This window comes from Hydrogenophaga sp., from assembly GCF_030656115.1.
Lineage (GTDB): Bacteria > Pseudomonadota > Gammaproteobacteria > Burkholderiales > Burkholderiaceae_C > Hydrogenophaga.
On the sequence record NZ_JAUSOO010000129.1, the window covers coordinates 77805 to 99650 of the forward strand.

Below are 21846 nucleotides of genomic sequence, written 5' to 3' on the forward strand. Positions count from 1 at the left end.
GAATGGGGTAATGGGTGGGTGTGAGGAGAACGGCAGGTGGGCACGGCCTTTGCGCAAAGGCACCCGGCGCCCGGTGAAATCAGGTGTGCCACGACGTTGCACGTGGTGGCCGCATCCCGCGCCCCGCCGATGCGTCGATCCGCCTGCCATGCGGTTAGGGGAGGCGTTTGGACCAGTCCGCAATGGCTTTGGCCACCACCACCGGCTGCTCAATGAACAGGGCGTGAGACGACTTGGGAATGGTCACCACGGTAACCCGTGGCCCATACTCGACCTTCAACTCGTCCCAGCGATCTCGCGGCTTAAACGGGTCGTCTTCCGGAATCAGTTCCAGCAATGGTGCGCTGCCGGCGGACCACCACTCGGACAGTGGCACCCGCTTCTCCCGCTGCATCTTGCTGACCGCCGGGTGCCAGCCACCGAGCCAGGACTTTGGAGAGTTTCCGGGCGCAAAGAAGCCCAACTCCAGCGCGGCCAGGCGCTGCGCATCGGGCAAGGACAGATCGCCGGCGATGACGGGCGTTGCCCAGACTTTCGGATTTCGTTCGGCCGTGTCTTTGGCCGATGCCGCCGCCAGCACCACACCCCGGACCTTGGTCGGGTACTTCATGGCCGTCATTCGAGCGATGAAATGGCCAAACGCGTGACCGACGATCACCGCCTTCCCGTCGCCCAACCGGTCGATCACTTCGGCAACATCGCGCGCAAAGTGATTGAGGTCCTGACCGACCATCGGCCCAGAGGACTTCCCGACGCCCCTGGGCTGCGGACGCAGCACCTTGAAACCCGAAGCCGCGAGCGACTCGGCAACGGTGTCGAAATCTTCGAGGCCATCGCGTCCCAGAGACGGCAGCATGACGACGGCTGGCCCACGCCCTTGAACCAGGGTTTCTATCGCCACGTTGTCGTAGCGCACCTGTTCGTGCGCCACCGGGCTGTGCGCAGCCGTGAAAACCGCAGCACACCCTGAAAGGGTGATCACCGTACAGCACAAAAACCCTCTCACGGGATTCGGTAGCAGACGGCGGATGGGCAATGGAAGGGCTGGCATGTGTGTCTCCTGTTTGTGACTTCAAGCGAATGGGTGAAGCACTGTAGTTTTTCGTTTGCTCAGCAGCCAGTGGACTGGCGTGATACCAGATATGACACGGGACAAAGAGAACGCAAGGGTTCAGAGACGGCGAGTTTTTTGATCTCGTTGCCGAGGATGCGGTGGTCCGAGCACGTCCTGAGGCCATGGCTCAAGCCAATACGGCGAGCGTCGATGCGGGATTCGCCACCAACCCATTGACGCCACCCCACCACCATCCCGCCGCTTCCAGGCAGCTTGACCACAACCCTGTTGATAACTTTTTAGCAACTTCCACGTTATCCACAGGGTGGGCACCCAACCTCAAGTTGTCCCCGCTGCTGTCATCGGGCAACAGGGGCGTCTGCACAGGCTTTTGCAGGGCCTAAGTGTTTGTCGGCATTGAAAAAAACCGGGTTGTTCACAAAAAATCGGCCCCTCTACTACTGCTACTAATTTGTATTAAAGCTATAGAGAGATAACAAACGGGAAACCGCAGATGCAAAAAAACCGCCTCGGCGGGCGGTTTCGGAAGGGGTAGGGGTACAAAAACCCGGTTTTACAGGGGGTGGGTCACCAACTTGAAGTCGGGGTCTTCGGCAAAGGTTTTGATGGTGTAGCCCAGACCTTTCATGAGTTTGAGCATGCCGGGGTTGTTGGCCAGCACCAGGCCTTCAATTTCGGTCAGGCCTTTGTCGCGCGCTTCTTCCATGATGCTGAGCATGAGGCGCGAGCCCAGGCCTTTGCCGTTGAAGTCGTCGGCCACCACCAGCGAGAACTCGCAGCTGGATTTGTCGGGGTTGGTGATGTAGCGCGACACGCCGACGATGCGTTCGGTTTCGACCGGTTCGCCGTCGGCACCGGTTTTGCGGGTGCGGTGGATGGCGACCAGGGCCATTTCGCGGTCGTAGTCGATCAAGGTGAGCCGCGAGAGCATGGACGGCGGCAGTTCTTTGAGCGAGGACACAAAGCGGAAATACCGGCTTTCGGGCGACAGGTGTTGCACCAGGTCTTGCAGCATCTGGGCGTCGTCGGGGTGGATGGGGCGGATGGTGTATTCGCCACCGCCGCGCAGCGGCCACACCTGCTCGTAACGCGCCGGGTAGGGCAGGATGGCGAGGTGGGCGTAGTTGCGGGCTGTGGCGGGTGCGTTGTCGATGACGATGCGGGCGTCCACCGCCACGGCGCCGGAGGCGTCCACGATGATGGGGTTGATGTCCATTTCGCGCAGCTGGGGCAGTTCGCACACCATTTCGGACACGCGCAGCAGCACGTGTTCGAGGGCGTCGCGGTCCACCGCGCTGGCGCCGCGCCAGTCGCCCAGGGTTTCGGCCACGCGGGAGCGGTCGATGAGCCGGCGCGCCAGGAACTGGTTGAGCGGCGGCAGTTCCATGGCGCGGTCGTTGATGAGTTCGATCATGGTGCCACCGGCGCCGAAGGCGATGACGGGGCCAAAGGGGTCGTCGGTGACGAGGCCGATGTAGAGTTCGCGCCCGCGTTTGTTGCGCGCCATTTTCTGGATGGTGACGCCGTTGATGCGGGCACCAGGCTGCAGCTTGGTGACGGCCTGGATCATGGTGTTGTAAATGTCGCGCACGCCCACGGCGTTGAGCACGTTGAGCGCCACGCCGTTGACATCGCTCTTGTGGCTGATGTCGGGCGAGTCGATTTTGAGCGCCACCGGGTAGCCCAGCTGGGTGGCGATCATCATGGCTTCGTTGGCGCTGCGGGCCAGAATGGTTTGCGTCACCGGGATGTGAAAGGCCGAGAGCAGGGCCTTGGACTCCATTTCGGTGAGCACTTTGCGCCGCTCGGTGAGCACGTTTTCAATCAGCAGGCGGGCGCCTTCGATGTCGGGTTTGGCCAGGGTGGACAGCGGCGGCGGCGTTTGCTGCAGCAGCTGCTGGTTTTCATAAAAGCTGGCGATGTTGCCGAAGGCGCCCACGGCAGCCTCGGGCGTTCGAAAGCTGGGAATGGCCGCCGCCGCCAGCACTTCGCGGGCTTCGACCACCGAGGCGTCGCCCATCCAGCAGCACAGCAGCGGTTTGCTCATCTGGCCTTTGAGGCTGGCCATGGCGCGCGCCACGTCGGCGGCGTTGGTGCCGGCTTTGGGGGAGTGCACCACCAGCACGCCGTCGATGGTGCGGTCGTGCCCGGCGGCGTCGATGGCGGCCTGGTAGTGCGCTGGGGTGGCTTCTTCAGACAGGTCGATCAGGTCGCACAACGAGGCCAGGGGGGCGAGCTGGGGTTGCAGGGCTTTGGCGGTGTCGGGCGCCAGGCGGCCGAGTTCCAGCTGAATTTCGCTCACCCAGTCGGCCGCGAGCACGCCGGGGCCGCCGCCGTTGGTGACGATGGCCAGGCGCTTGCCGACCGGGCGGTAGCGCGAGGCCAGGCATTTGGCGGCTGAAAACAGCTCGACAAAGGAGCGCACGCGCACCGCGCCGGCGCGGCGCAGGGCGGCGTCGAACACGTCGTCGCTGCCGACGATGGTGCCGCTGTGGGTTTGCGCGGCCTGGTTGCCGGCGGTTTTGCGGCCGGCTTTGAGCACGACCACGGGTTTGGCGTTGGCGGCGGCGCGCAGCGCGCTCATGAAGCGCCGGGCGTTGGAAATGCCTTCCATGTAGACCACGATGCTGTGGGTTTGTGCATCAGACGCCAGGTAGTCGAGCACCTGGGCAATGTCCACGCAGGTGTTGGGGCCCAGAGACACCACGGTGGAGAAGCCCACGGCGTTGAGGCTGGCCCAGTCGAGGATGGAGGCGGTGAGAGCGCCCGACTGCGATACCAGGGCCAGGGGGCCGGGTTGGGTCAGTGGACCCGCCACGCTGGCGTTGAGGCCGCTGCGGGTGCGTTGAAAGCCCATGCTGTTGGGGCCCAGCAGGTGCATGCCGTGGCGGCGTGCGACGCGGTGCATGTCCAGGGCGCGATCGGCCGGTATGCCGCTGCCCACCACCAATGCGGCGCGGCACTTGATGCGCCCGGCCACTTCCAGGGCTTCAATGGCTTCTGCCGGGGGCAGCACGATGATGGCGAGGTCGGCCCGGGTTTGCGCCAGGTCGGCCAGGGTGCCGGTCGTGTGAATGTCCAGAAACACCAGGTTGCCGCTGAAGCGTTGGGCGGTGAGCGCGGCCACCAGGGCCCGTGCTTGCGGGATTTGTAGATCCGGTGTGTCGGTGTTGCCGACAAAGACCGCAATGGTTTCGGGTTCGAAGAGGGGGGTGAGGTAGTGTTTGTCCATGAGGGACTCGGGTTGCTGCAAAAAAGATGCGGTGGCGCGTTGGTGCATGCCTGAAACATCATGCCCAAAACCCATGTCTTTGGACAGCAGACCGGCCCCCGGATTTCCGACCAAGCGGGGGCGGCGGTGTGGGCTGGATGTCAGTCGGCTCCAATGAGCACGCGCACATGGGCGGCCACGCTGCGCGCCAGGGGGCTGAGCACGTAGCCACCTTCCAGGCACGAAATGACGCGGCCTTTGCCGTGTTTTTGGGCCATTTTCATGAGTTCCTGCGTCACCCAGGCGTAGTCGGCTTCGACCAGGCCGAGGTTGCCCATGTCGTCTTCGCGGTGTGCGTCGAAGCCGGCCGAGATGTAGATGAGTTCGGGGGCGAAGGCGTCGAGCGCGGGTATCCAGTGTTGGGTGACGGCTTCGCGAAAGGCGTCGCTGCCGGAGCGGCTGGGCAGGCCGACGTTGACCATGTTCTCGCCGGTGGCGGTTTCGCCGTTGAAGGGGTAGAGACCTTTTTCAAAGATGGAGCACATGAGCACGCGCTCGTCGCCGCGAAAGATGTCTTCGCTGCCGTTGCCGTGGTGCACGTCGAAGTCGATCAGGGCCACGCGCTGCACGCCGTGCGCGTTGAGTGCGTGGCGGATGCCCACGGCCACGTTGTTGAAGAAGCAAAACCCCATGGCGGCGGCGCGTTCGGCGTGGTGGCCGGGCGGGCGCACGCAGCAAAAGGCGGTGGGTGCGTCGCCGGCCAGCACCAGGTCGGTGGCTTGCACGGCGGCACCGGCGGCGCGCAGGGCGGCATTCAGGGTGTGCGGGCACATGTTGGTGTCGGGGTCCACCGCGTGCAGGCCTTCGCTGGGCGAGGCTTCAAAAATTTCGCTCACGTAGAGGGAGGCATGGGCCTGGGCGAGCTGCTCTTTGGTGGCCAGGGGCGCGTCGTACGGGATCATGTAGTCGAGCAGGCCCTTGACCAGCAGGTGGTCGTTGATGGCGCCAAGGCGGTCGGGGCATTCGGGGTGGTGCGGACCCATGTCGTGGCGGGCGCAGTCGGCATGGGTGATGTAGGCGGACAGCAAGTCGGGTCTCCTCGGCTGTGGTTCGGGGGATGGTCTGGTGGTGAATCCGCAGGCATCGGGTGTGCCTGTTCAGGACGAACACATCAATTTAGACCCGAATGCTGACGGTCACCTTGATGCAGCGCAACCGGTTTCCCCTCCCACAAGCGTCCTCTTTCACGGTGACGCTGCGACGCGCAGGTGCCAGGTCACCAGCGCGGTGGTGTTGCCCTGTGGGATGGATGCCGATGGCGGGGCCGGTGCGGTTCAGTGGACGAAGTGCCAAGAGCGGGGCGTTTGCAACACACCGGTCAACAACAGCGAAAAAAACAAGAACAGCAATGCGGCAAGCACCAGTCGGTACCAGGCCAATATGGTGCGCAGGCTCCAGCCTTGCGCACCGGCTTGCCGTTGGGCATGGCCGGCTTTGGCCCAGTGCTGGCGATCGATGAAAAAACTGGCACCAATTTTGAGCAGTGAGCCGATCCATTGGTCGTAGAGCTGCAAAGGCAGGTGCAGCAGCCGCACCACGAAACCGTCGGGAACCAGCACCCAGAGAAAGAGTGTTCGTGTCATGACGACCCACGCCATGTAGGCCACCAGAATGTGGCTGCCGTAGTGGTAGGTTCCAACCAGTGCCGTGACCGGCCCCAGCAGGCTGGTCCACATCGAGATGCGTTGGTCTAAAAGGCTCAGCCAGATAAAGGGGGGCATGCGCTGAAGCCCCAGACCCAGTGCGCGGCCGTTGTTGCGCGCCATGTTGCCGTACCAGCGGAACATGAGTTGCGAGCTGGTGCGCACGAAGTTGCCACCGCGCCCTTCGAGGCAATTCACAGACACATCGGGGACGTAGAGCATGCGCCAGCCTTGGCACAGCAGGTCGTACCACGTGCTTTTGTCGTCGCCCATCAAAAAACGCACGCGGCCAAACAGCCAGTGGTTCAGCACATCGTGTTCAATGCGCCGTATGAACGCTGGTTGCAAGATCGGGTCAGCCCGAAAGATGGAGAAGCGGCCGGTGAGTGTGAGCACGCGGCCAGCCAGCGCATGCGAGCTCATCATGCGGTGGCGTTTGGCGAACTTCAGATCGAACCAGGGACCTATCGCGCTGCGGGCGGCCTCGGGCGTCACCATGTGGCCCATTTCGTCGGTGGTGAGTGCGCCGAGGTCGGGCAGCGTTTTGAAAAAGCCCAAGGTGCGGCGAAACACGCCAGGTGTGACTTCTGTGTCACCGTCCATCAGCACCACCAGATCGCTGTGAGCCTGTTCGTGCCAGTGGTAAACGTCGTGGTAGCGGCGCGAGACGGTACGCAAGGCCTGGCCCAGTGCAACACGTTTGCCGTGGGCTTGTTGCATGAACACCAGATCCAGGCGCTCGCGGCGGCCATGGCGCCGCATCAGGCGGTGAATGAGGTCGATCTCGTTGTGCCCGGAGACACTGAACACCACGCAGACCCATGAGGGCAACAGGCTGATTTCACGCGCCAGTGCGGCCACGCAGCGCTCGGTGATGGCCGTGTCTTCTTTGTAGGACGGAACGACGACAAACAGGCGCTGAGGGTACGGTGTGGGGTGCGCGCGCTCGGTGCGTCGAAGGCGGGGGAAGACCCCGTTCAGGTAAATCGCTGCGCGTATCTGGTTGGTCAGCAACCAGAGGTAGCGTGCCATGCCGATGGCTCCAAAAGCCAGCCAGCCAGAATGCAGACTCTGAAAGAAACCTGGCGGCAGGGTTTGCAGCAGGGCCAGCGCTGCCAACAGATAAGCCAGCGTGGCCGGCAGGCTGCGCACGGCCGCCGCCAAGGCGCTTGGGCGTGCACCGGGGCGCAGGAGCGCGGTCATGGCATGCGTTGGCGCAGGATGGTCAGCAGGTCTTGCTCGGTGTCTATGACCACCCGTGCGCGCACACCACTGGGCAGTTGGGGAATGGGCTCGTGCAGTGCGATGGTGGCGGGGATTTCGCCGATACCGGTTTCTGCCACGGCGGCCGTCCCGCCCTGTGTGACCAGGCCCTGCCAACCGATGGCCTCGACACGGCCCGTCAAACGGATGCCCAAAGCGGGAAATTCGATTTCAGCGGCTTGTCCGGGCGACAGGCGAATGGCATCGGTGTGGGTGAACTTGGCGAGGATGTTGGGTTTGGCCTGGGTTTCGATCACCGCCACGAGTTCACCCTTTCTGACCAACTCGCCACGGCTGCGGTTGATCACGCGCACCTTGCCCGCCTCGGGAGATGGCAGGCGGGTGTTTTCCAGCTCTGCGAGCAGGGGACCCATGCCTGCCAAGGCCTGGGCCAGTTCTGTGCGTCGCTGTTCTGCGTGGAGCACGACTTCACCGAGTTTGTTGGACACCTGGTTGTCGCCAAAGAACCGTCCCTTTGCCGCTTCCTGGGCTATGTCGCGTGCCAACACCGCTTCGGTTTGCGAGCGCAGGGCTTGGGCGCGGCGCTGCAAGGCCGTGGCACGCTGGGTTTCGGCCCAGGAGGGGGATACGTAGCCGCTTTTCAGCAGTGTTTCCACACGCTGCAACTCGCCTTCGGCCTGAACCAGCGCGGCCTGAGCTTCCTGGGTGCGCGCGTCTTCCACGCGTTCGCGGCCCAGTGCCACACGGGAGTAGAGCGTGTTGCGCCGTTCTTCTTCCTTCACCACCCGTTCGGCGGCTTGCACGGAGCGTTCTAGCTGGCGGTGCAGGTAGCCCGCGGCGGCCAGGTTGCGCCGGGCCTCGGTGGCGTCGAGTTCCATCAGCAGTTGACCGACGTGCACCTCGTCCCCGCTGTGGATGTGGACTTTGTCAAGATAGCCTTCGATGCGGGCGCGAATCTCGACGGTATTGCCCACCAGCTCTGCCTGCGTGCTGACCAGGTTGCGCTGGGACTGAAGCACCCAAGCGCCTACGGCGACCACGGCCACGCCTGTCAGAAGCAGCAAGCCACCCCGGCGCGCGGAACCGGCGCGTGCATGCGGTGTCCGTGGTGGGCCTGAACTGGCGATCTCGGCGGCCGACTGTGTGGTGCTCGGGGTGGTCGTGTTGCCGCCGTGGTGCAGCGTCTGGCGAACGTAGTCGCGCATGAGCATGCGCACGTTGGGTTCTACTTCGTGGAACTCGAAGCGCGCTTGCGTGGCGTCGATATGGCGAACTTCGGCACGCAGGTGGCAGCGCGCGGTGTAGTGGGCAAAAGGCAGCGAGAAAACGAGATCGTGTATTTCACCTTCCTGGAGGTTGAGGTCGGGGCTGTGGTTGATGGAGAAACCCGCAAATGACCAGTCGCGCACAGCAAAGTCGCGATCGCGAACAGTGGCCGTGGCTGCCAGGGTGAGGCGTTCGTGCATACGGTGCTGATCGTGTTTGTAGCTGGCGTGGGTTGAGGCCATGGGACAGCGCCGAATGCGAAGACGGCAGGTAGGCAAGTTGACAGCATTAGTTTACGTGTGCTGCTGCGGGTTTGCCCAGGTGTCAGGCACGGCGCCAAGGCACAGCGGGACGGCTGTGGCCAGGTGTTTGCAACCGCCGGGTCGCAAACACGGTTTCAAAACCTAGGAACGGCAGTTGGGCAGGTCTGAGAGGCCTGGCCGCCCAATCGGGGCGCAAGCGCACCCACCCAAACAGTGAGCTTGCGCGTGGGCCAAATTTTCAGCATCCACAAGGCCTCTCCAGCGGCTAGAGCGCGGTCAACGGCCGTTTCCGGGTTCAATGCAGTCCGGTCAGGCTGGCCGCTACCGCCCGTTTGAACGGGGTGAAGCGTTCACCCAGGCCCACCAGGGTCTGGCGCACCCAGCGAGCGGGCGCTTCTTCGCGGGTATAGAGCTGCGCCAATGCGTGGGTGGCCAGGTACAGCCCGCGGCTGGCGTGTTGGTGCTGGCGTTGGTAGCGCTCCAGCAGCGCAGGCGAGGCGATGTCCTGGCCCCGTTGGTGTGCGCGGACGATTTCTTGCGCCAAGGTGTCGATGCTGCGCAGACCGAGGTTGAAGCCGTGCGCGGTGACGGGGTGCATGCCCACGGCGGCGTCGCCCACGGCAGCAAAGCGCTGCGCCACCAGGCGGCGCGCCCACACCGCCACCAGCGGGTAGGCGTGGCGCGTGCTGCACAGCCGCATGGTGCCGAGCTGGTGGCCAAAGCGCTGGGCCATGGCGGCGTTGAAGGCGTCCTCGGGCAGGTCCACCAGGGGCTGCAGTGTTTGGCTGGGCAGGGTGAGCACCACCGACGAGCGCGGCAGCCCACTGCGCGGGCAGGGGTTCATGGGCAGCAGGGCCAATGTCTGGCCGTGGTCGAACCATTCCCACGCGGTTTCATGGTGGGGCTGTTCGTGCGTCATGTTGCACACCAGCATGGTGCGGCCGTAGTCGTGCAGGTCGGCCGGTATGCCCATGGCGCGGCGGGTGCTGGAATGGCGGCTGTCGGCGGCCACGGCCAGGCGGGCGCTCAGGGTGGTGCCGCTGGCCAGGGTGAGGTGGGCGCCGTGGGCGTCGGTGTGGATGTGGGTGACCTGTTGCTCGCTGTGCAGGGTGGGTGGCGTGCCGGGGCTGTCACGGTCTGTGGCCATGGCCGCGTCAAAGGCGGCGCGGCGGATGTGGTGGTTGGCCACCAGATAGCCCAGCTCGGGCTTGGGGCTGAGCGTGTGGCTGATGTGCATGCGCGCCTGGCTGTGCCCGGCGCCGCCGTCGAGCACCAGGGCGTCGCGCAGGGGAGCAATGTGGGCTTCGCCCAGCCGGGGCCACACGCCGAGCTGGCGCAGCAGCGCCGCACTGTGTTGGGTGAGGGCGATTTCCCGGCCGTCAAATGCCGGTGTTTGCAGCGATGCCAGGCGGTGTTGCTCGACCAGCCCGATGTGCAGACCGCTGCCGCGCAGCGCGCGGGCCAGACACAGTCCGGCGGGGCCGGCGCCGATGATGATGAGGTCGAAGTCCATGGCGGGGCAGCTTATCGGCAGGCCGCTGCGCGGGGCTTGACGTGCATCAAGCAAAACAGCCCCGGGGTGACCGGGGCTGTTGGGGCGTCTTTGGGCAGGGCAACACGTGCCCGCTGGCTCAGCTTTGTTTCTGCATTCCGGCTTCACAGCCCATGCCACCCATGCCTTTGGGGCCGCCTTTGCCGCCCATGCGGTGTTCGCCTTTCATGCCGGCGCGCTGCATGCCGCCATGGGCCTGGGTGTCAAACACCTTTTGCTGCTCGGGCGTGAGCGCGGCATAAAAGCTTTTGGTCGCGTCGATGCGCTGGGCCATCTGCGCGTCGCGTTCGGCCCTCAGGGCCTGCATTTTGTCCAGGCGCTCGGGCGTGGTCAGCTTGGACCAGTCTTCCTGCGCAGCCGCTGGCATGGCGCGCGGCGCTTGGGCGGTGCGGGCCACAAAGGCATTCCAGGCGGGTTCCTGCGCTGCGGTGAGCTTGAGTTCGGCTTTGAGCTGCGCCTGGCGTTCGGCATGGTGTTGCTGCATGCGCTCCATGCGCTGGACACGGCGTTGAGCCATCTCGGGCTTGCCGGCTTCGGTGCTGGCCTGGGCCATGTGCTGTGCGTGCATGCCGTGCGGCATACCGCCCATGCCCTGTGCAATGGCGGTGGCTGAGATGCCCACAAAGGCGGTGGCGAGTGCGGCGGCAACAAGGCCTTTTTTGGAAATCAGTTTCATGGTGTTCTCTCCTGGGTCGGTGGTTGAAAGACGTTCCAGAGACCGCAGCGGATGTGTGTTTCTGGAGTGGCTTCAGTGTGCGAGTCCTGTGTATCGGCTCGGTGACCTATTGAATCGCTTCTGTAAAGATTTGTTCCGTTTGCGCGCGCAGAGCGGGCTCGCTTTTGACCCATATCAAGGGTGGGCCAGATCGTCCAGGATGGGGCAGCCGGGGCGGCCGTCGCCGGGACACAGGTTGAGCAAACCGTCCAGGCTGCGCTGCATGGCTTGCAGCGCTTCAATGCGCTGGCTCAGTTCGTCGCGGTGTTTCTGGGCAATGCGTTTGACGCTGGCGTTGCTGCGCCGGCGGTTGTGCCACAGGCTCACCAGTTCGGTAATGGCGTCCAGGCCAAAGCCCATGTCGCGCGAGCGGCGGATGAAGCGCAGCGTGTGCACGTCGGCCAGGCTGTATTGGCGGTAGTTGCTCTCGGTGCGGTTCACCGCACCCAGCAGGCCGAGCGATTCGTAGTGGCGCAGCATTTTGGGTGAAATGCCGCTGAGCCGTGCCGCCGCGCCAATGGCGACCGGCCAGGCGCTGACCGCGTCCAGCGCCGGGTCGGTGTCCTGGGTGGGCGTGTGGTGGCAGGGTTTCATGGGGCCACGGTGTAGCCCTCTTCGCGGATCGCTTCGGCCACCGCTTCGCGCGGCTGTTCGGTGTTCACCTCCACCCGGTTCTGGCTGCGGTCGATGCGGATGTCGGCTTGGGGGTCGAGCAGTTTGATGGCGGTGCTGACGGCCTTTTCGCAATGGCCGCAGGTCATGCCTTGCACGGAAAAAATCTGGTTCATGGTGGGTTCCTGTGGTGTTGGTTGAGGTGCTGATTTGGGGTGAGCCTATGTTCAGGCTTGACACGGTGTCAAGGTCAAGCCGGGTTGCGAACACCCGATACACCTTGTGGCTTGACCTTCCCACGGGGTGAAAGCTTATGCTGTGCGCATGAAGACCTTGACCGCACCGGCCGAACCCCACGGCCAGACCGACCCCGCTGCTGCGAGCCAGATTGACCTGGGCATTGGTGGCATGACCTGTGCCTCGTGTGTGTCGCGGGTGGAAAAAACGCTGAAGAAGCAGGCCGGCGTGAGCGAGGCCACGGTGAACCTGGCCACCGAGTCGGCTCGCATCCTGCTGGCAGGGCCCAACGATGCCGAAACCCTGGCGCGGTTGAAGCGTGCGGTGCGAGACGCCGGCTACGAACCACGCATGACAGATGCCATGGACGACGCCACACCCGCGCACTGGATGGGCCTGCCGGTGGATGTGTGGCCGGTGCTGGTGGGTGTGTTGCTGTCGGCGCCGCTGGCGCTGCCCATGGTGGGCGACCTGTTGGGCAAACACTGGATGCTGCCCGCATGGATTCAGTTTGTGCTGGCCACACCGGTGCAGTTTGTGCTGGGTGCGCGCTTTTACAAAGCCGGCTGGCACGCGCTGAAGGCACTCACCGGCAACATGGAATTGCTGGTGGCCATTGGCACCACGGCGGGCTGGGCGCTGTCCACCTGGCTGTGGTGGAAGGCCGAGCCGGGCGAGATGGTGCACCTGTATTACGAGGGCTCGGCGGTGGTGATCACGCTGGTGCTGCTGGGCAAATGGCTGGAAACCCGCGCCAAGCGCCAGACCACCAGCGCCATCCGTGCGCTGCACGCACTGCGACCCGAACGCGCTCACCTGCTGCCCGATGGCATTCGCCGCATCGAACTCACCGACGTGCCGGTGGATGAGCTGTTGCCGGGCGACATCATCCGCGTGCTGCCAGGCGAGCGTTTTGCCGCCGACGGCGAGGTGCTGCTGGGCCACACGCAGGCCGATGAGTCCATGCTCACCGGCGAGGCCATGCCGGTGGCCAAACAGCCGGGTGATTTTGTGACCGGTGGCGCGCTCAACGGCGGGGGCGCGGTGGAGGTGGCTGTGCGCGCGATTGGCGCGCAGAGCGTGCTGGCCCAGATCATTGCGCTGGTGCAAGACGCACAGGCCGCCAAGGCGCCGGTGCAACGTCTGGTGGACCAGGTGGCGGCGGTGTTTGTGCCGGTGGTTCTGGTCATTGCAGCAGCAACGCTGGCGGCCTGGCTCTGGAGCGGTGCGCCGGTGGAAGAAGCGCTGCTGCACGCCGTGGCGGTGCTGGTGATTGCCTGCCCCTGCGCCCTGGGCCTGGCCACGCCCACCGCCATCATGGCCGGCACGGGTGTGGCCGCGCAGCACGGTATTTTGATCAAAGACGCACAGGCGCTGGAGGTGGCGCACCGCGTGGACACGGTGGCGTTTGACAAGACCGGCACGCTCACCGTGGGCCACCCCCGGCTGCAAGCGATTGAAGCCGCGCCCGGCGTGGACGAACAAGCGGTGCTGCAGGCCGCCAGCGCGCTGCAAGCCCAAAGCGCCCACCCACTGGCCCGCGCAGTGATGGACGCTGCTGCTTCGCGCGGTCTGGCGGTGGCTCCCGATGCCGCGCAAGATGTGCAAGCCGTGGACGGGCGCGGGGGCTGGGGCACGGTGCAGGGCGTTCGGCTGGCGCTGGGCAGCCTGCGCTGGATGGACGAACTGGCCGCACCGCTGGGCGCGCTGGCCGAGCGCGCACAGGCGCTGCAAAACGAAGGTGCCACGGTGTCGGTGCTGGCCGCGCAGAGCGGCGCGGGCGCCTGGTCACCGCTGGCGCTGCTGGCGTTTGCTGACGAGGCCAAACCCGGTGCCGCCGCCGCCCTGGCCGGCCTGCGCGCGCAGGGCCTGCGGTTGTTCATGGTGTCGGGTGACAACCAGGGCGCGGCCCTGGCCATGGCCAAAAAGCTGGGCCTGCGGGCCGAAGCGGGCGAGGTGATTGCCGAGGTGCTGCCCGGCGACAAAGCGGCTGTGGTGCATTGGCTCAAGCAGGGCGGAAAAGGGGAATTCGAACCCCCCCGGGGGGCAGCGACCCGCGCAGCGGCGGAGCGCGGGGGTCTGCACACCGTCGCCATGGTGGGCGACGGCGTGAACGATGCGCCCGCACTGGCGGCTGCCGATGTGGGCCTGGCCATGAGCCACAGCCAGGGCGGCGGTTCGGACGTGGCGATGCACGCCGCAGGCATCACGCTCATGCGCGGCGACCCGATGCTGGTGGCCGCCGCGCTCGATATTTCGCGCCGCACCGTGTCCAAGATCCGGCAGAACCTGTTTTGGGCCTTTGCCTACAACGCCGCCGGCATTCCGCTGGCCGCGCTGGGCTACCTGAGCCCGGTGCTGGCGGGCGCGGCCATGGCGCTGAGTTCGGTGAGCGTGGTGAGCAACGCCCTGTTGCTCAAGCGCTGGAAACCGCCGGTGGCAGAGCCGAGCGGCGCGGCGCACAGGCCGGGTGGATCAAACGGTTGAGTGGCTGGAGCCCTTGAGCCGGTGCAGGCCGAACGCTGCAGGGTGCTTTTGACCTGCATCAACACCGCAAACGGCGATTTGCAGGATGCTTACAGGGTTTGTGTTGAGCCCAAAACAACCCACAGGAGACAACGCCATGAACCACGAAGCCCTGCGCGTCATACGCGACGAACACGCCACCCTGGCGGCCATGCTGCAGTCGCTGACGCAAATGGTCAAACGCGGTCCCAGCCCCGAGGGCAAAGACCAGCATGAACTGTTTTTTGACGTGCTGCGGGCCATGCTGTTCTACATCGACGAGTTCCCCGAAAAGCTGCACCACCCGAAAGAGTCGGACCTGTTGTTTCCCCGCGTGGCCCGCTCAGCGCCCCACACAGTGGCTGCCATTGACCAACTGGAGCGTGACCATGAGACGGGCGAGTTGCGTGTGCGTGAACTCATGCACCTGCTGATGGCCTGGGAGTATTTGGGCGAAACGCGGCGCAAGGCATTTGAAGACAGCGTGACGTCGTACGTGGACTTTTACCTGCAGCACATGCGGCTGGAAGAAACCGTGGTGTTGCCCGAAGCCGAAAAGCACCTGACCGACGCCGACTGGCACGCGCTCAACGCCGCCTTCGCCACCAACCAGGACCCGTTGAACAGCCGGGTGCCGCGCGACCCACAATTTGACCGCCTGTTCACCCGCATCGTCATGCGGGCGCCTGCACCCGTGGGTTTGGGGCAAGACTGACGTTGATTTTGATTGGGCCAGGGGTGACCTGATCAAGCAGACCCTTCGCGAGGTCGTCGGTCAGCCGGAACAAGGCTTCTTGCTCAGCGAACGGCATCCGTTGCCGTTCGCGTCCTGGCATTACCCGAAAAACCCCATGCTGCGCGACTCGCGCACCTCGGGTTTGATGCGGTGTTCGGCTTCCAGCTGGGCCAGGAATTCGTCGGCCGACAGCGCCTCAGCCAGTATCTCCACCTGCCGCTTCACGGCGGCGAAGTCGCCCGGGCACAACTGGACCAACTGGGCCAGTCGGGAACGCTGTGCCTCTGTCAGCGCTGGCGCATCACCGCCCAGGGCTTCCACCACAAACATGCGTTCGCGCTGCTCGCGGGTGAGCGGTTTGAACTGGATTTTGAAGGTGAAGCGCCGCAGCGCTGCCTGGTCGATGCGGTCCATGAGGTTGGTGGTGCAAATGAAGACGCCGGCGTAGCGTTCCATGCCCTGCAGCATTTCGTTCACCTCGGTCACCTCGTAGGTGCGCTGGGCACCGCGGCGGTCTTGCAAAAAGCTGTCGGCTTCGTCGAGCAGCAGCACGGCTTTCTCGGCCTCGGCTTCGCGAAACATGGCGGCCATGTGTTGTTCGGTTTCGCCCACAAACTTGCTCACCAGGTCGCTGGCGCGGCGCACCATGAGCGGGCGCTCCAGCTGCTGAGCCATGTGCTCGGCCAGCGCGGTTTTGCCGGTGCCGGGGGCGCCGTGAAAACACAGGCAGCCGTGGCCGCGCGCCTTGAGTGCACTGACGATGCGCGGCAACGCGTAGCGCGATTCCACGTTGAGCATGTCCAGGCTGTACTGCGTGACGCTGGGGCGTTGCGCTGCATCGGGTTGGCGGCCCAGCGCCAGGTCGGCGTGTTGCAGTTGGCGCTCGATCAGCGCGTCCAGCACCGGGGCCGGGGTGCTGCGCGCGGCGGTTTTGCCCGGTCGGCGAGCGGCGGGTTTGGCTGGTGGCGTGGCCAACTGGGCAAAGCGCACGGCGGTGCGAATCTGCGCTGGCGTGAGGCCTTTGCGCTCGGTGAGGCGGGCCACCAGCGCGTCGGACACGGGCACGTCTTCCAGCGTTTTGCGCACCAGTTGTTCGCGTGCGCCGGGCGGTGGGCTTTTCAGTTCCAGGTGGTAGGCAAAGCGCCTGCGAAAGGCGGGGTCGATTTGCTCGATGCGGTTGGTCACCCACAGCGTGGGCACGGCGTTGGTTTCCAGAATCTGGTTGACCCAGGCTTTGCCGCTGACGCTGCCGGTGTGCGGCGCGGCCACGTGCTCGGCGCGCGCCATGAGTTGCGCGGCTTCGCTGGAGATGGGTGGGAACACGTCTTCCACCTCGTCGAAAAGCAGCACCGAATGGGCCGTGCCTTTCAAAAACACCTGGGCGATTTGCAGCGAGCGGTAGCGGTCGCGCCCGCTCAGGGCGTTGCCGTCGCGGTCGGCGTATTCCACTTCAAACAGCGCCAGCCCGGCGGCTTGGGCCACCACGCGGGCCAGTTCGGTTTTGCCGGTGCCGGGCGGGCCGTAGAGCAAGATGTTGACACCCGGCTCCTGGCGCGCCACGGCCTCGCGCAGCAGGGCGCTGAGCAGTTGCACGTCGTCGCCGACAAAGGCGAAGTCTTTGGGGCTGAGGTTGGTGCGGGCGGCGGGGCGGGTGAACACGGCCATCAGCTCGCTCTGGCTGCGGTATTCGCGCATGAGCACCGGCGGCAGTTTTTCGCTCACCTTCATGAGGTCGGCCAGGTCGGTGATGTTGTGCTCGGAAATGAGGTTTTCGACCATGCCGATGCGCTCCAGCCGCGAGCCGGCACGCAAGGCCTCGCCCACTTCGCTGGCTTTCACGCCGGCCACATCGGCGATGGCCGCGTAGGCTTCGGGCGCATTGCTCACTTTGAATTCGACCAGGATGGAGCGCAGGTCACGCTGGTAGCGCGCCAGCGTGCCGTAGAGCAGCAGGGCGCGCTCGGCGCGGTTGAGCTGCAGCAGGCCGGCCAGGGCATCGATGTTTTTCTCGACCAGGGTGGACTGTTTTTTCAGGGTCTGGCCGAGCCAGTCGCCGGTGACGGCGAGCACCGAGAGCAGGTCTTTGGGTGACTCTTTGGCGTATTCGTCGAGGTAGAAAAACAGCGTGCCTTCTTCGTAGGGACCGCGCCACATGCCGTAGCGTTCTATGAAGGCGGCCGTGCCGAGGTGGTCGTGGCCGTGCCAGAGTTCATTGTCTTGGCAGCGCCGTTGCAAAAACTCACGCAAGCGGCCCAGCACGGTCAGCGGCCACACCAAGTGGCGGCCCGCGAGCGACAGCAAGGTGTTCAGGTCGCGCCGCACATTGAAACGGGGACCCTGGCGCGCGGAGAGGGTGAGCACAAAGTGCGAACACATGAGGTCAAGCACCGGTGCCTGGCGCAGGCCGTGGGGCACAAACACCCGGCCTTCTGCCGCACAGGGGCTGCGCCCTTCGCGGGGCTCTCGCGGTTCCAGCACCGCCCTGGGCCAAGGGCTTGCGGGCTGCACCGTGCGTTTGCTCATCCAGACACCTCCAGAAAAGAATGTTGACGGCCCTGGGTGGGCCGTCAACGTGGGGTTGTGTGGAGCTCGCCTTTTTGCGCCTGAGCAACCCACAACCTCTGAGAGACTGAGAGTCTTTCGTTCATACCCGCTCGCCACCCCAAAACGCACCCGCTGGTCTCTGCAAACGCGCGCCATAGCCCTGCTATGGCTGTGCTTTGCGCCTTGATCGGGCACATTTTGAGGCGTTGCTCGGACACGCCCGAAAAACGCTCAGCCTCTGAGCGGAACATAACCCAGCTTGATGTTTCATGGAAGAGCGTGATGGAGCGTGTTTGAGCCATTTGTGGGGCTTTTCCCCATGCAGGTGAGCGACAACGGTGGGCCACAATGGCGGCATGCTGGAACGACACGACATTGAAGCCGCCGCCCAACGCCTGAGGGGCCAGGTACTGGACACGCCCTTTGTGGAATCGCGCACCATTTCTCAGCTCACCGGCTGCCAGGTGTTCTTGAAGTTTGAGAACCTGCAGTACACCGCATCGTTCAAAGAGCGCGGCGCGTGCAACAAGCTCTCGCAGTTGAGCGCCGACGAGCGTGCCCGGGGCGTGGTGGCCATGAGCGCGGGCAACCACGCGCAAGGCGTGGCGTACCACGCGCAGCGGCTGGGCATTCGCGCGGTGATCGTCATGCCGCGCTTCACGCCGGGCGTGAAGATTGACCGCACCCAGGGCTTTGGGGCCGAGGTGGTGCTGCACGGCGACACGCTGGACGAAGCGCGGGCCCACGCCTACACGCTGGCACAGCAGCAGGGCCTGGTGTTTGTGCATCCCTACGACGATGCGGCCATTGTGGCGGGCCAGGGCACGGTGGCGCTGGAAATGTTGCGCCAGCAGCCCGACCTGGACACGCTGGTGGTGGCGGTGGGCGGTGGCGGCCTGATCGCCGGCATGGCCACGGTGGCGCGTGCGGTGCGGCCCGACATCGAAATCATCGGCGTGCAGACCGAGCGTTTTCCGGCCATGTACAACGCCATCAAGGGCACGCACCTGCCGCAGGGCAGCAGCACCATTGCCGAGGGCATTGCCGTGGGCACGCCGGGTCTCATCACCCGGGCCATCATCCAGGACAAAGTGAACGACCTGGTGCTGGTGGACGAGGGCGACATTGAGCAGGCCATCGTGATGCTGTTGGAGATTGAAAAAACGCTGGTGGAAGGTGCGGGTGCCGCCGGTTTGGCGGCGGTGTTGAAGTATCCCGAGCGCTTCGCAGGCAAGCGTGTGGGCCTGGTGCTGTGCGGCGGCAACATCGACCCGCTGCTGTTGGCCTCCATCATCGAACGCGGCATGGTGCGTGCCGGGCGGCTGGCGCGCATTCAGGTGAACGCGCGCGACGTGCCGGGCAACCTGGCCCGCATCACCGGCATCGTGGCCGAAGCGGGTGCCAACATCGACGAGGTGCACCACCAGCGCGCCTTCACGTTGCTGGCGGCGCAAAACGTGGCCATTGAACTGGTGCTGCAAACGCGCGGGCGCGAGCACATTGCGCTGGTGATCAAGCGCCTGCAAGAGGCGGGTTTCGATACCGTACTGCCGTAAGGCTTGCGCGGCCAGAGCTGCCCGCCGCCACTCCCCTGGTTGCGCGCCTTGGGCGTATGTGACAGCAATTCGACGTCTTTGGCTGTTTTCGCCTTTTTTCCAACGCGATCAGCGACTATCCCGTTTCACTGGGTTGACGCACACCCCTGTGCTCTGCATCATGGGGCGGTGTCTAACACCAACCTGGAGGAATCATCATGAACACAAACGCCTTGTGGGACTCGTTGCAAAGTACGTTGGGCAGCCATATACCGCAGCTGCTGGGGGCGCTGGCCATTTTTGTGCTGGGCTGGCTGATCGCGGTGGTGGTGCGCGCGGCCGTGCGCAAAAGCCTGGGCTTCGCCGGTTTGAACCACCGGTTTGGCAAGCTCACCGGCACCGGAATCGACATCGAAGGCGCGCTGGCGCTGGGCCTGTTCTGGGTGGTGATTTTGCTCACCCTGGTGGCGGTGTTCAACTCACTGAACCTGGCCATTGTGTCGGGCCCGTTCTCGGCGTTGGCCACCGAACTGTTTGCCTACGCGCCGCGTGTGCTGGGCGGTTTGGTGCTGGCGTTGGTGGGCTGGTTGGTGGCGAGCATGGTGCGGGCCCTCACGCAAAAGGTGCTGGACAAAACCACGCTGGACGAGAAATTGTCTGAGCACGCTGGCATGGCGCCCATCAGCGAAGGCTTGGCCAGCGCCCTGTTCTGGCTGGTTGTTTTGCTGTTTGTGCCGGCCGTTTTGGGTGCGCTGGACATGGACGGTTTGCTCGACCCGCTGCGCGCCATGGTGACCCAAACGCTGAGCATGCTGCCCAACGCCCTGGGCGCCTTCATCATCGGCGGCGTGGGCTGGATCGTGGCCACCGTGCTGCGCAACCTCACCACCCAACTGAGCCGCACGGCGGGTGTGGACAAGCTGGGCGGGCCAGCCGGACTGACGGCGTCGGTCCGCTTGTCCAGCGCCATCGGCATGCTGGTGTTTGTGGCGGTGTTTCTGCCGTCGCTGATTGCGGCGCTGGACGCCCTGAAGATCGAAGCCATCTCGCGCCCCGCCACCGACATGCTGGCCCTGCTGCTGCAAGCTGTACCACACCTGATTGCCGCTGCGCTCATTCTGGTGGTGACCTGGCTGGTGGGCTCGTTTGCCAGCAAGCTGCTCGCCAGCCTGCTGGCCACACTGGGTTTTGACACTTTGCCGGCCCGCATCGGCATGGGCCATGCCTTTGAGAGCACCCCGGCGTCCACCGCCGTGGGGCGGGTGGCGCTGTTTTTTGCCATGCTGTTTGCCAGCGTGGAAGCGGCCAGCCAGCTCGGCTTTGCGCAGGTGAGCGAGATCGTGGCCACCTTCATCCGCTTTGGTGGCGACATCTTGCTGGGCTCGGTGATTCTGGTGATGGGCTTCTGGTTGGCGAATGTGGCCCACGACGCGATCGACCGTGCCAGCGGCCCCGGCACCAAAGGCTTGGCCCGCATCGGGCGCTACGCCATTCTGGCGCTGGTGGTCGCCATGGGCCTGCGCGCCATGGGCATTGCCGACGACATCGTGAACCTGGCGTTTGGTCTCACCCTGGGCGCCGTGGCCGTGGCCGTGGCGCTGGCTTTTGGGCTGGGCGGGCGCGAGGCCGCCGGCAAAATGATGGACCATTGGCTGACCCAACTTCGCAGCAAGGAATGATCCGATGACCGAATCCACCACCACCATCGCTCCGCTCACGCCGGTTCCTGTCACAACCCACACGCTGCAGCAAGCGCTGGCCGACTGGTTTGCGCCCTGGGTACAAGCCTTGGGGTTGACGGTGGAGTCGTTTTCCGATGGCGTGGTGACCCTGAGCTTGCCGCACAGCGATCGGCTCAGCCGTGTGGGCGGCATGGTGTGCGGCCAGGCGCTCATGTCGGCGGCCGACACCGCCATGGTGCTGGCCATCGTGACCCGCCTGGGCAACCAGCGACCCATGACCACGGTGCAACTGAACACGAGCTTTCTCAAGCCCCTGTCCAACCAGGACGCGCTCGTCACGGCGCGCATCATCCGGGCCGGCAAAAGCCTGGTGTTTGGCGAAATTGACATCAGTGGCGCGCGCGATGGTCAGAGCGTGTGCCGCGCCAGCACCACCTATGCGCTGCTGTAGCCCCGGTTTTTTTCGCGCAACGGCGGTGTCTGCCCTAAAATCCAGCGCAGTTTTGTTCATTCCTCTGGAGAACCCATGTCCCACCACGATCACGACAGCCACAAAGACCAGCCGCAAGATGTGGTGGAGTCCATCGTTCCCCTGATGCCCATCGTCCTGCCGGTGGCTGGCGCTGTGCTGATCTTCCTGCTGGCCTTCATCGCTGTCTTCATGGCTTGAGCGTCCTGCGTCAGCCCGCCAGGCCGAACGCCCATCCGGGCCTTCGGCCTTTTTCATGGGCGTGACGCAGAGCGCAAGCACCCGGTCGCACCGGGTTCTGCGCCCAAAGTTCATACGTCATAAGCATTAAGTTATGCTGGTTTTGCATGTAACTTGCCCGTAACTGACCCGGTGCTTTCATAAAATCAAGCGTGTAGGCCGACACGCGGATCAAAATTTGGGTTCACCCATCCCTTTTTTTCCTTCGTGCTGCATCCGCAACCCGTACAGCAGCCCCGAGCGCCGACCGTCTTTTTTGCACAAGAGTGCCCCACAG

At 64.7% G+C, this 21846-nt stretch carries 16 protein-coding genes; 6 read left to right on the plus strand and 10 right to left on the minus strand.

What is annotated here, in order from left to right:
• Positions 1-154: 154 nt before the first annotated feature.
• The 9 genes from Q7J58_RS16460 to Q7J58_RS16500 form a co-directional block, all read right to left on the minus strand.
• Positions 155-916: an alpha/beta fold hydrolase gene (locus tag Q7J58_RS16460; protein ID WP_304830384.1), complete on the minus strand. Its 762-nt coding sequence runs from the start codon at positions 914-916 to the stop codon at positions 155-157.
• A 712-nt stretch (positions 917-1628) separates the two neighbouring features.
• Positions 1629-4307 carry a bifunctional acetate--CoA ligase family protein/GNAT family N-acetyltransferase gene (locus Q7J58_RS16465; RefSeq protein WP_304830499.1) on the minus strand — a complete coding sequence of 893 codons (2679 nt, stop codon included), beginning with the start codon at positions 4305-4307 and terminating at the stop codon, positions 1629-1631.
• Between the two features lie 140 nt (positions 4308-4447).
• Complete coding sequence (locus Q7J58_RS16470) at positions 4448-5374, minus strand: histone deacetylase family protein (protein WP_304830386.1); 927 nt, start codon at positions 5372-5374, stop codon at positions 4448-4450.
• A gap of 246 nt (positions 5375-5620) precedes the next feature.
• Positions 5621-7192 (minus strand): glycosyltransferase, encoded by a 1572-nt coding sequence (locus tag Q7J58_RS16475; RefSeq protein WP_304830388.1) that lies wholly within the window; start codon positions 7190-7192, stop codon positions 5621-5623.
• A complete protein-coding gene (locus Q7J58_RS16480; protein WP_304830390.1) occupies positions 7189-8721 on the minus strand; it encodes a biotin/lipoyl-binding protein in 1533 nt (510 codons plus the stop codon). Before Q7J58_RS16480 ends, Q7J58_RS16475 begins: the two co-directional genes overlap by 4 nt.
• 316 nt (positions 8722-9037) lie before the next feature.
• Positions 9038-10255, minus strand: a complete 1218-nt coding sequence (gene ubiM / locus Q7J58_RS16485; RefSeq protein WP_304830392.1) for a 5-demethoxyubiquinol-8 5-hydroxylase UbiM — start codon at positions 10253-10255, stop codon at positions 9038-9040.
• Between the two features lie 118 nt (positions 10256-10373).
• Positions 10374-10970 carry a Spy/CpxP family protein refolding chaperone gene (locus Q7J58_RS16490; RefSeq protein WP_304830394.1) on the minus strand — a complete coding sequence of 199 codons (597 nt, stop codon included), beginning with the start codon at positions 10968-10970 and terminating at the stop codon, positions 10374-10376.
• Between the two features lie 174 nt (positions 10971-11144).
• Positions 11145-11603, minus strand: coding sequence for a MerR family DNA-binding protein (locus tag Q7J58_RS16495; RefSeq protein ID WP_304830396.1), 459 nt, complete (start codon positions 11601-11603; stop codon positions 11145-11147).
• Positions 11600-11797: a heavy-metal-associated domain-containing protein gene (locus tag Q7J58_RS16500; protein ID WP_304830398.1), complete on the minus strand. Its 198-nt coding sequence runs from the start codon at positions 11795-11797 to the stop codon at positions 11600-11602. Before Q7J58_RS16500 ends, Q7J58_RS16495 begins: the two co-directional genes overlap by 4 nt.
• A 232-nt stretch (positions 11798-12029) precedes the next feature.
• Here Q7J58_RS16500 and Q7J58_RS16505 point away from each other — a divergent pair, with 232 nt between their 5' ends.
• Positions 12030-14345: a heavy metal translocating P-type ATPase gene (locus tag Q7J58_RS16505; protein WP_304830501.1), complete on the plus strand. Its 2316-nt coding sequence runs from the start codon at positions 12030-12032 to the stop codon at positions 14343-14345.
• 136 nt (positions 14346-14481) lie between these two features.
• Positions 14482-15078, plus strand: coding sequence for a hemerythrin domain-containing protein (locus tag Q7J58_RS16510; protein ID WP_304830400.1), 597 nt, complete (start codon positions 14482-14484; stop codon positions 15076-15078).
• Positions 15079-15198: 120 nt separating this feature from the next.
• On the opposite strand, the gene Q7J58_RS16515 is transcribed toward Q7J58_RS16510, so the two are convergent.
• Complete coding sequence (locus Q7J58_RS16515; RefSeq protein WP_304830402.1) at positions 15199-17622, minus strand: AAA family ATPase; 2424 nt, start codon at positions 17620-17622, stop codon at positions 15199-15201.
• 377 nt (positions 17623-17999) lie between these two features.
• Between Q7J58_RS16515 and Q7J58_RS16520 the strand changes: the two genes are divergently transcribed.
• The 4 genes from Q7J58_RS16520 (at position 18000) to Q7J58_RS16535 (ending at position 21530) form a co-directional block, all read left to right on the plus strand.
• Positions 18000-19199, plus strand: a complete 1200-nt coding sequence (locus Q7J58_RS16520) for a threonine ammonia-lyase (protein WP_304830404.1) — start codon at positions 18000-18002, stop codon at positions 19197-19199.
• A 197-nt stretch (positions 19200-19396) separates the two neighbouring features.
• Positions 19397-20857, plus strand: a complete 1461-nt coding sequence (locus tag Q7J58_RS16525; protein WP_304830406.1) for a mechanosensitive ion channel — start codon at positions 19397-19399, stop codon at positions 20855-20857.
• Positions 20858-20861: 4 nt separating this feature from the next.
• Positions 20862-21311, plus strand: a complete 450-nt coding sequence (locus tag Q7J58_RS16530; RefSeq protein WP_304830407.1) for a PaaI family thioesterase — start codon at positions 20862-20864, stop codon at positions 21309-21311.
• A gap of 75 nt (positions 21312-21386) precedes the next feature.
• Entirely contained in the window at positions 21387-21530 is a 144-nt protein-coding gene (locus tag Q7J58_RS16535) for a hypothetical protein (RefSeq protein ID WP_304830409.1), read from the plus strand.
• Positions 21531-21846 lie beyond the last annotated feature (316 nt).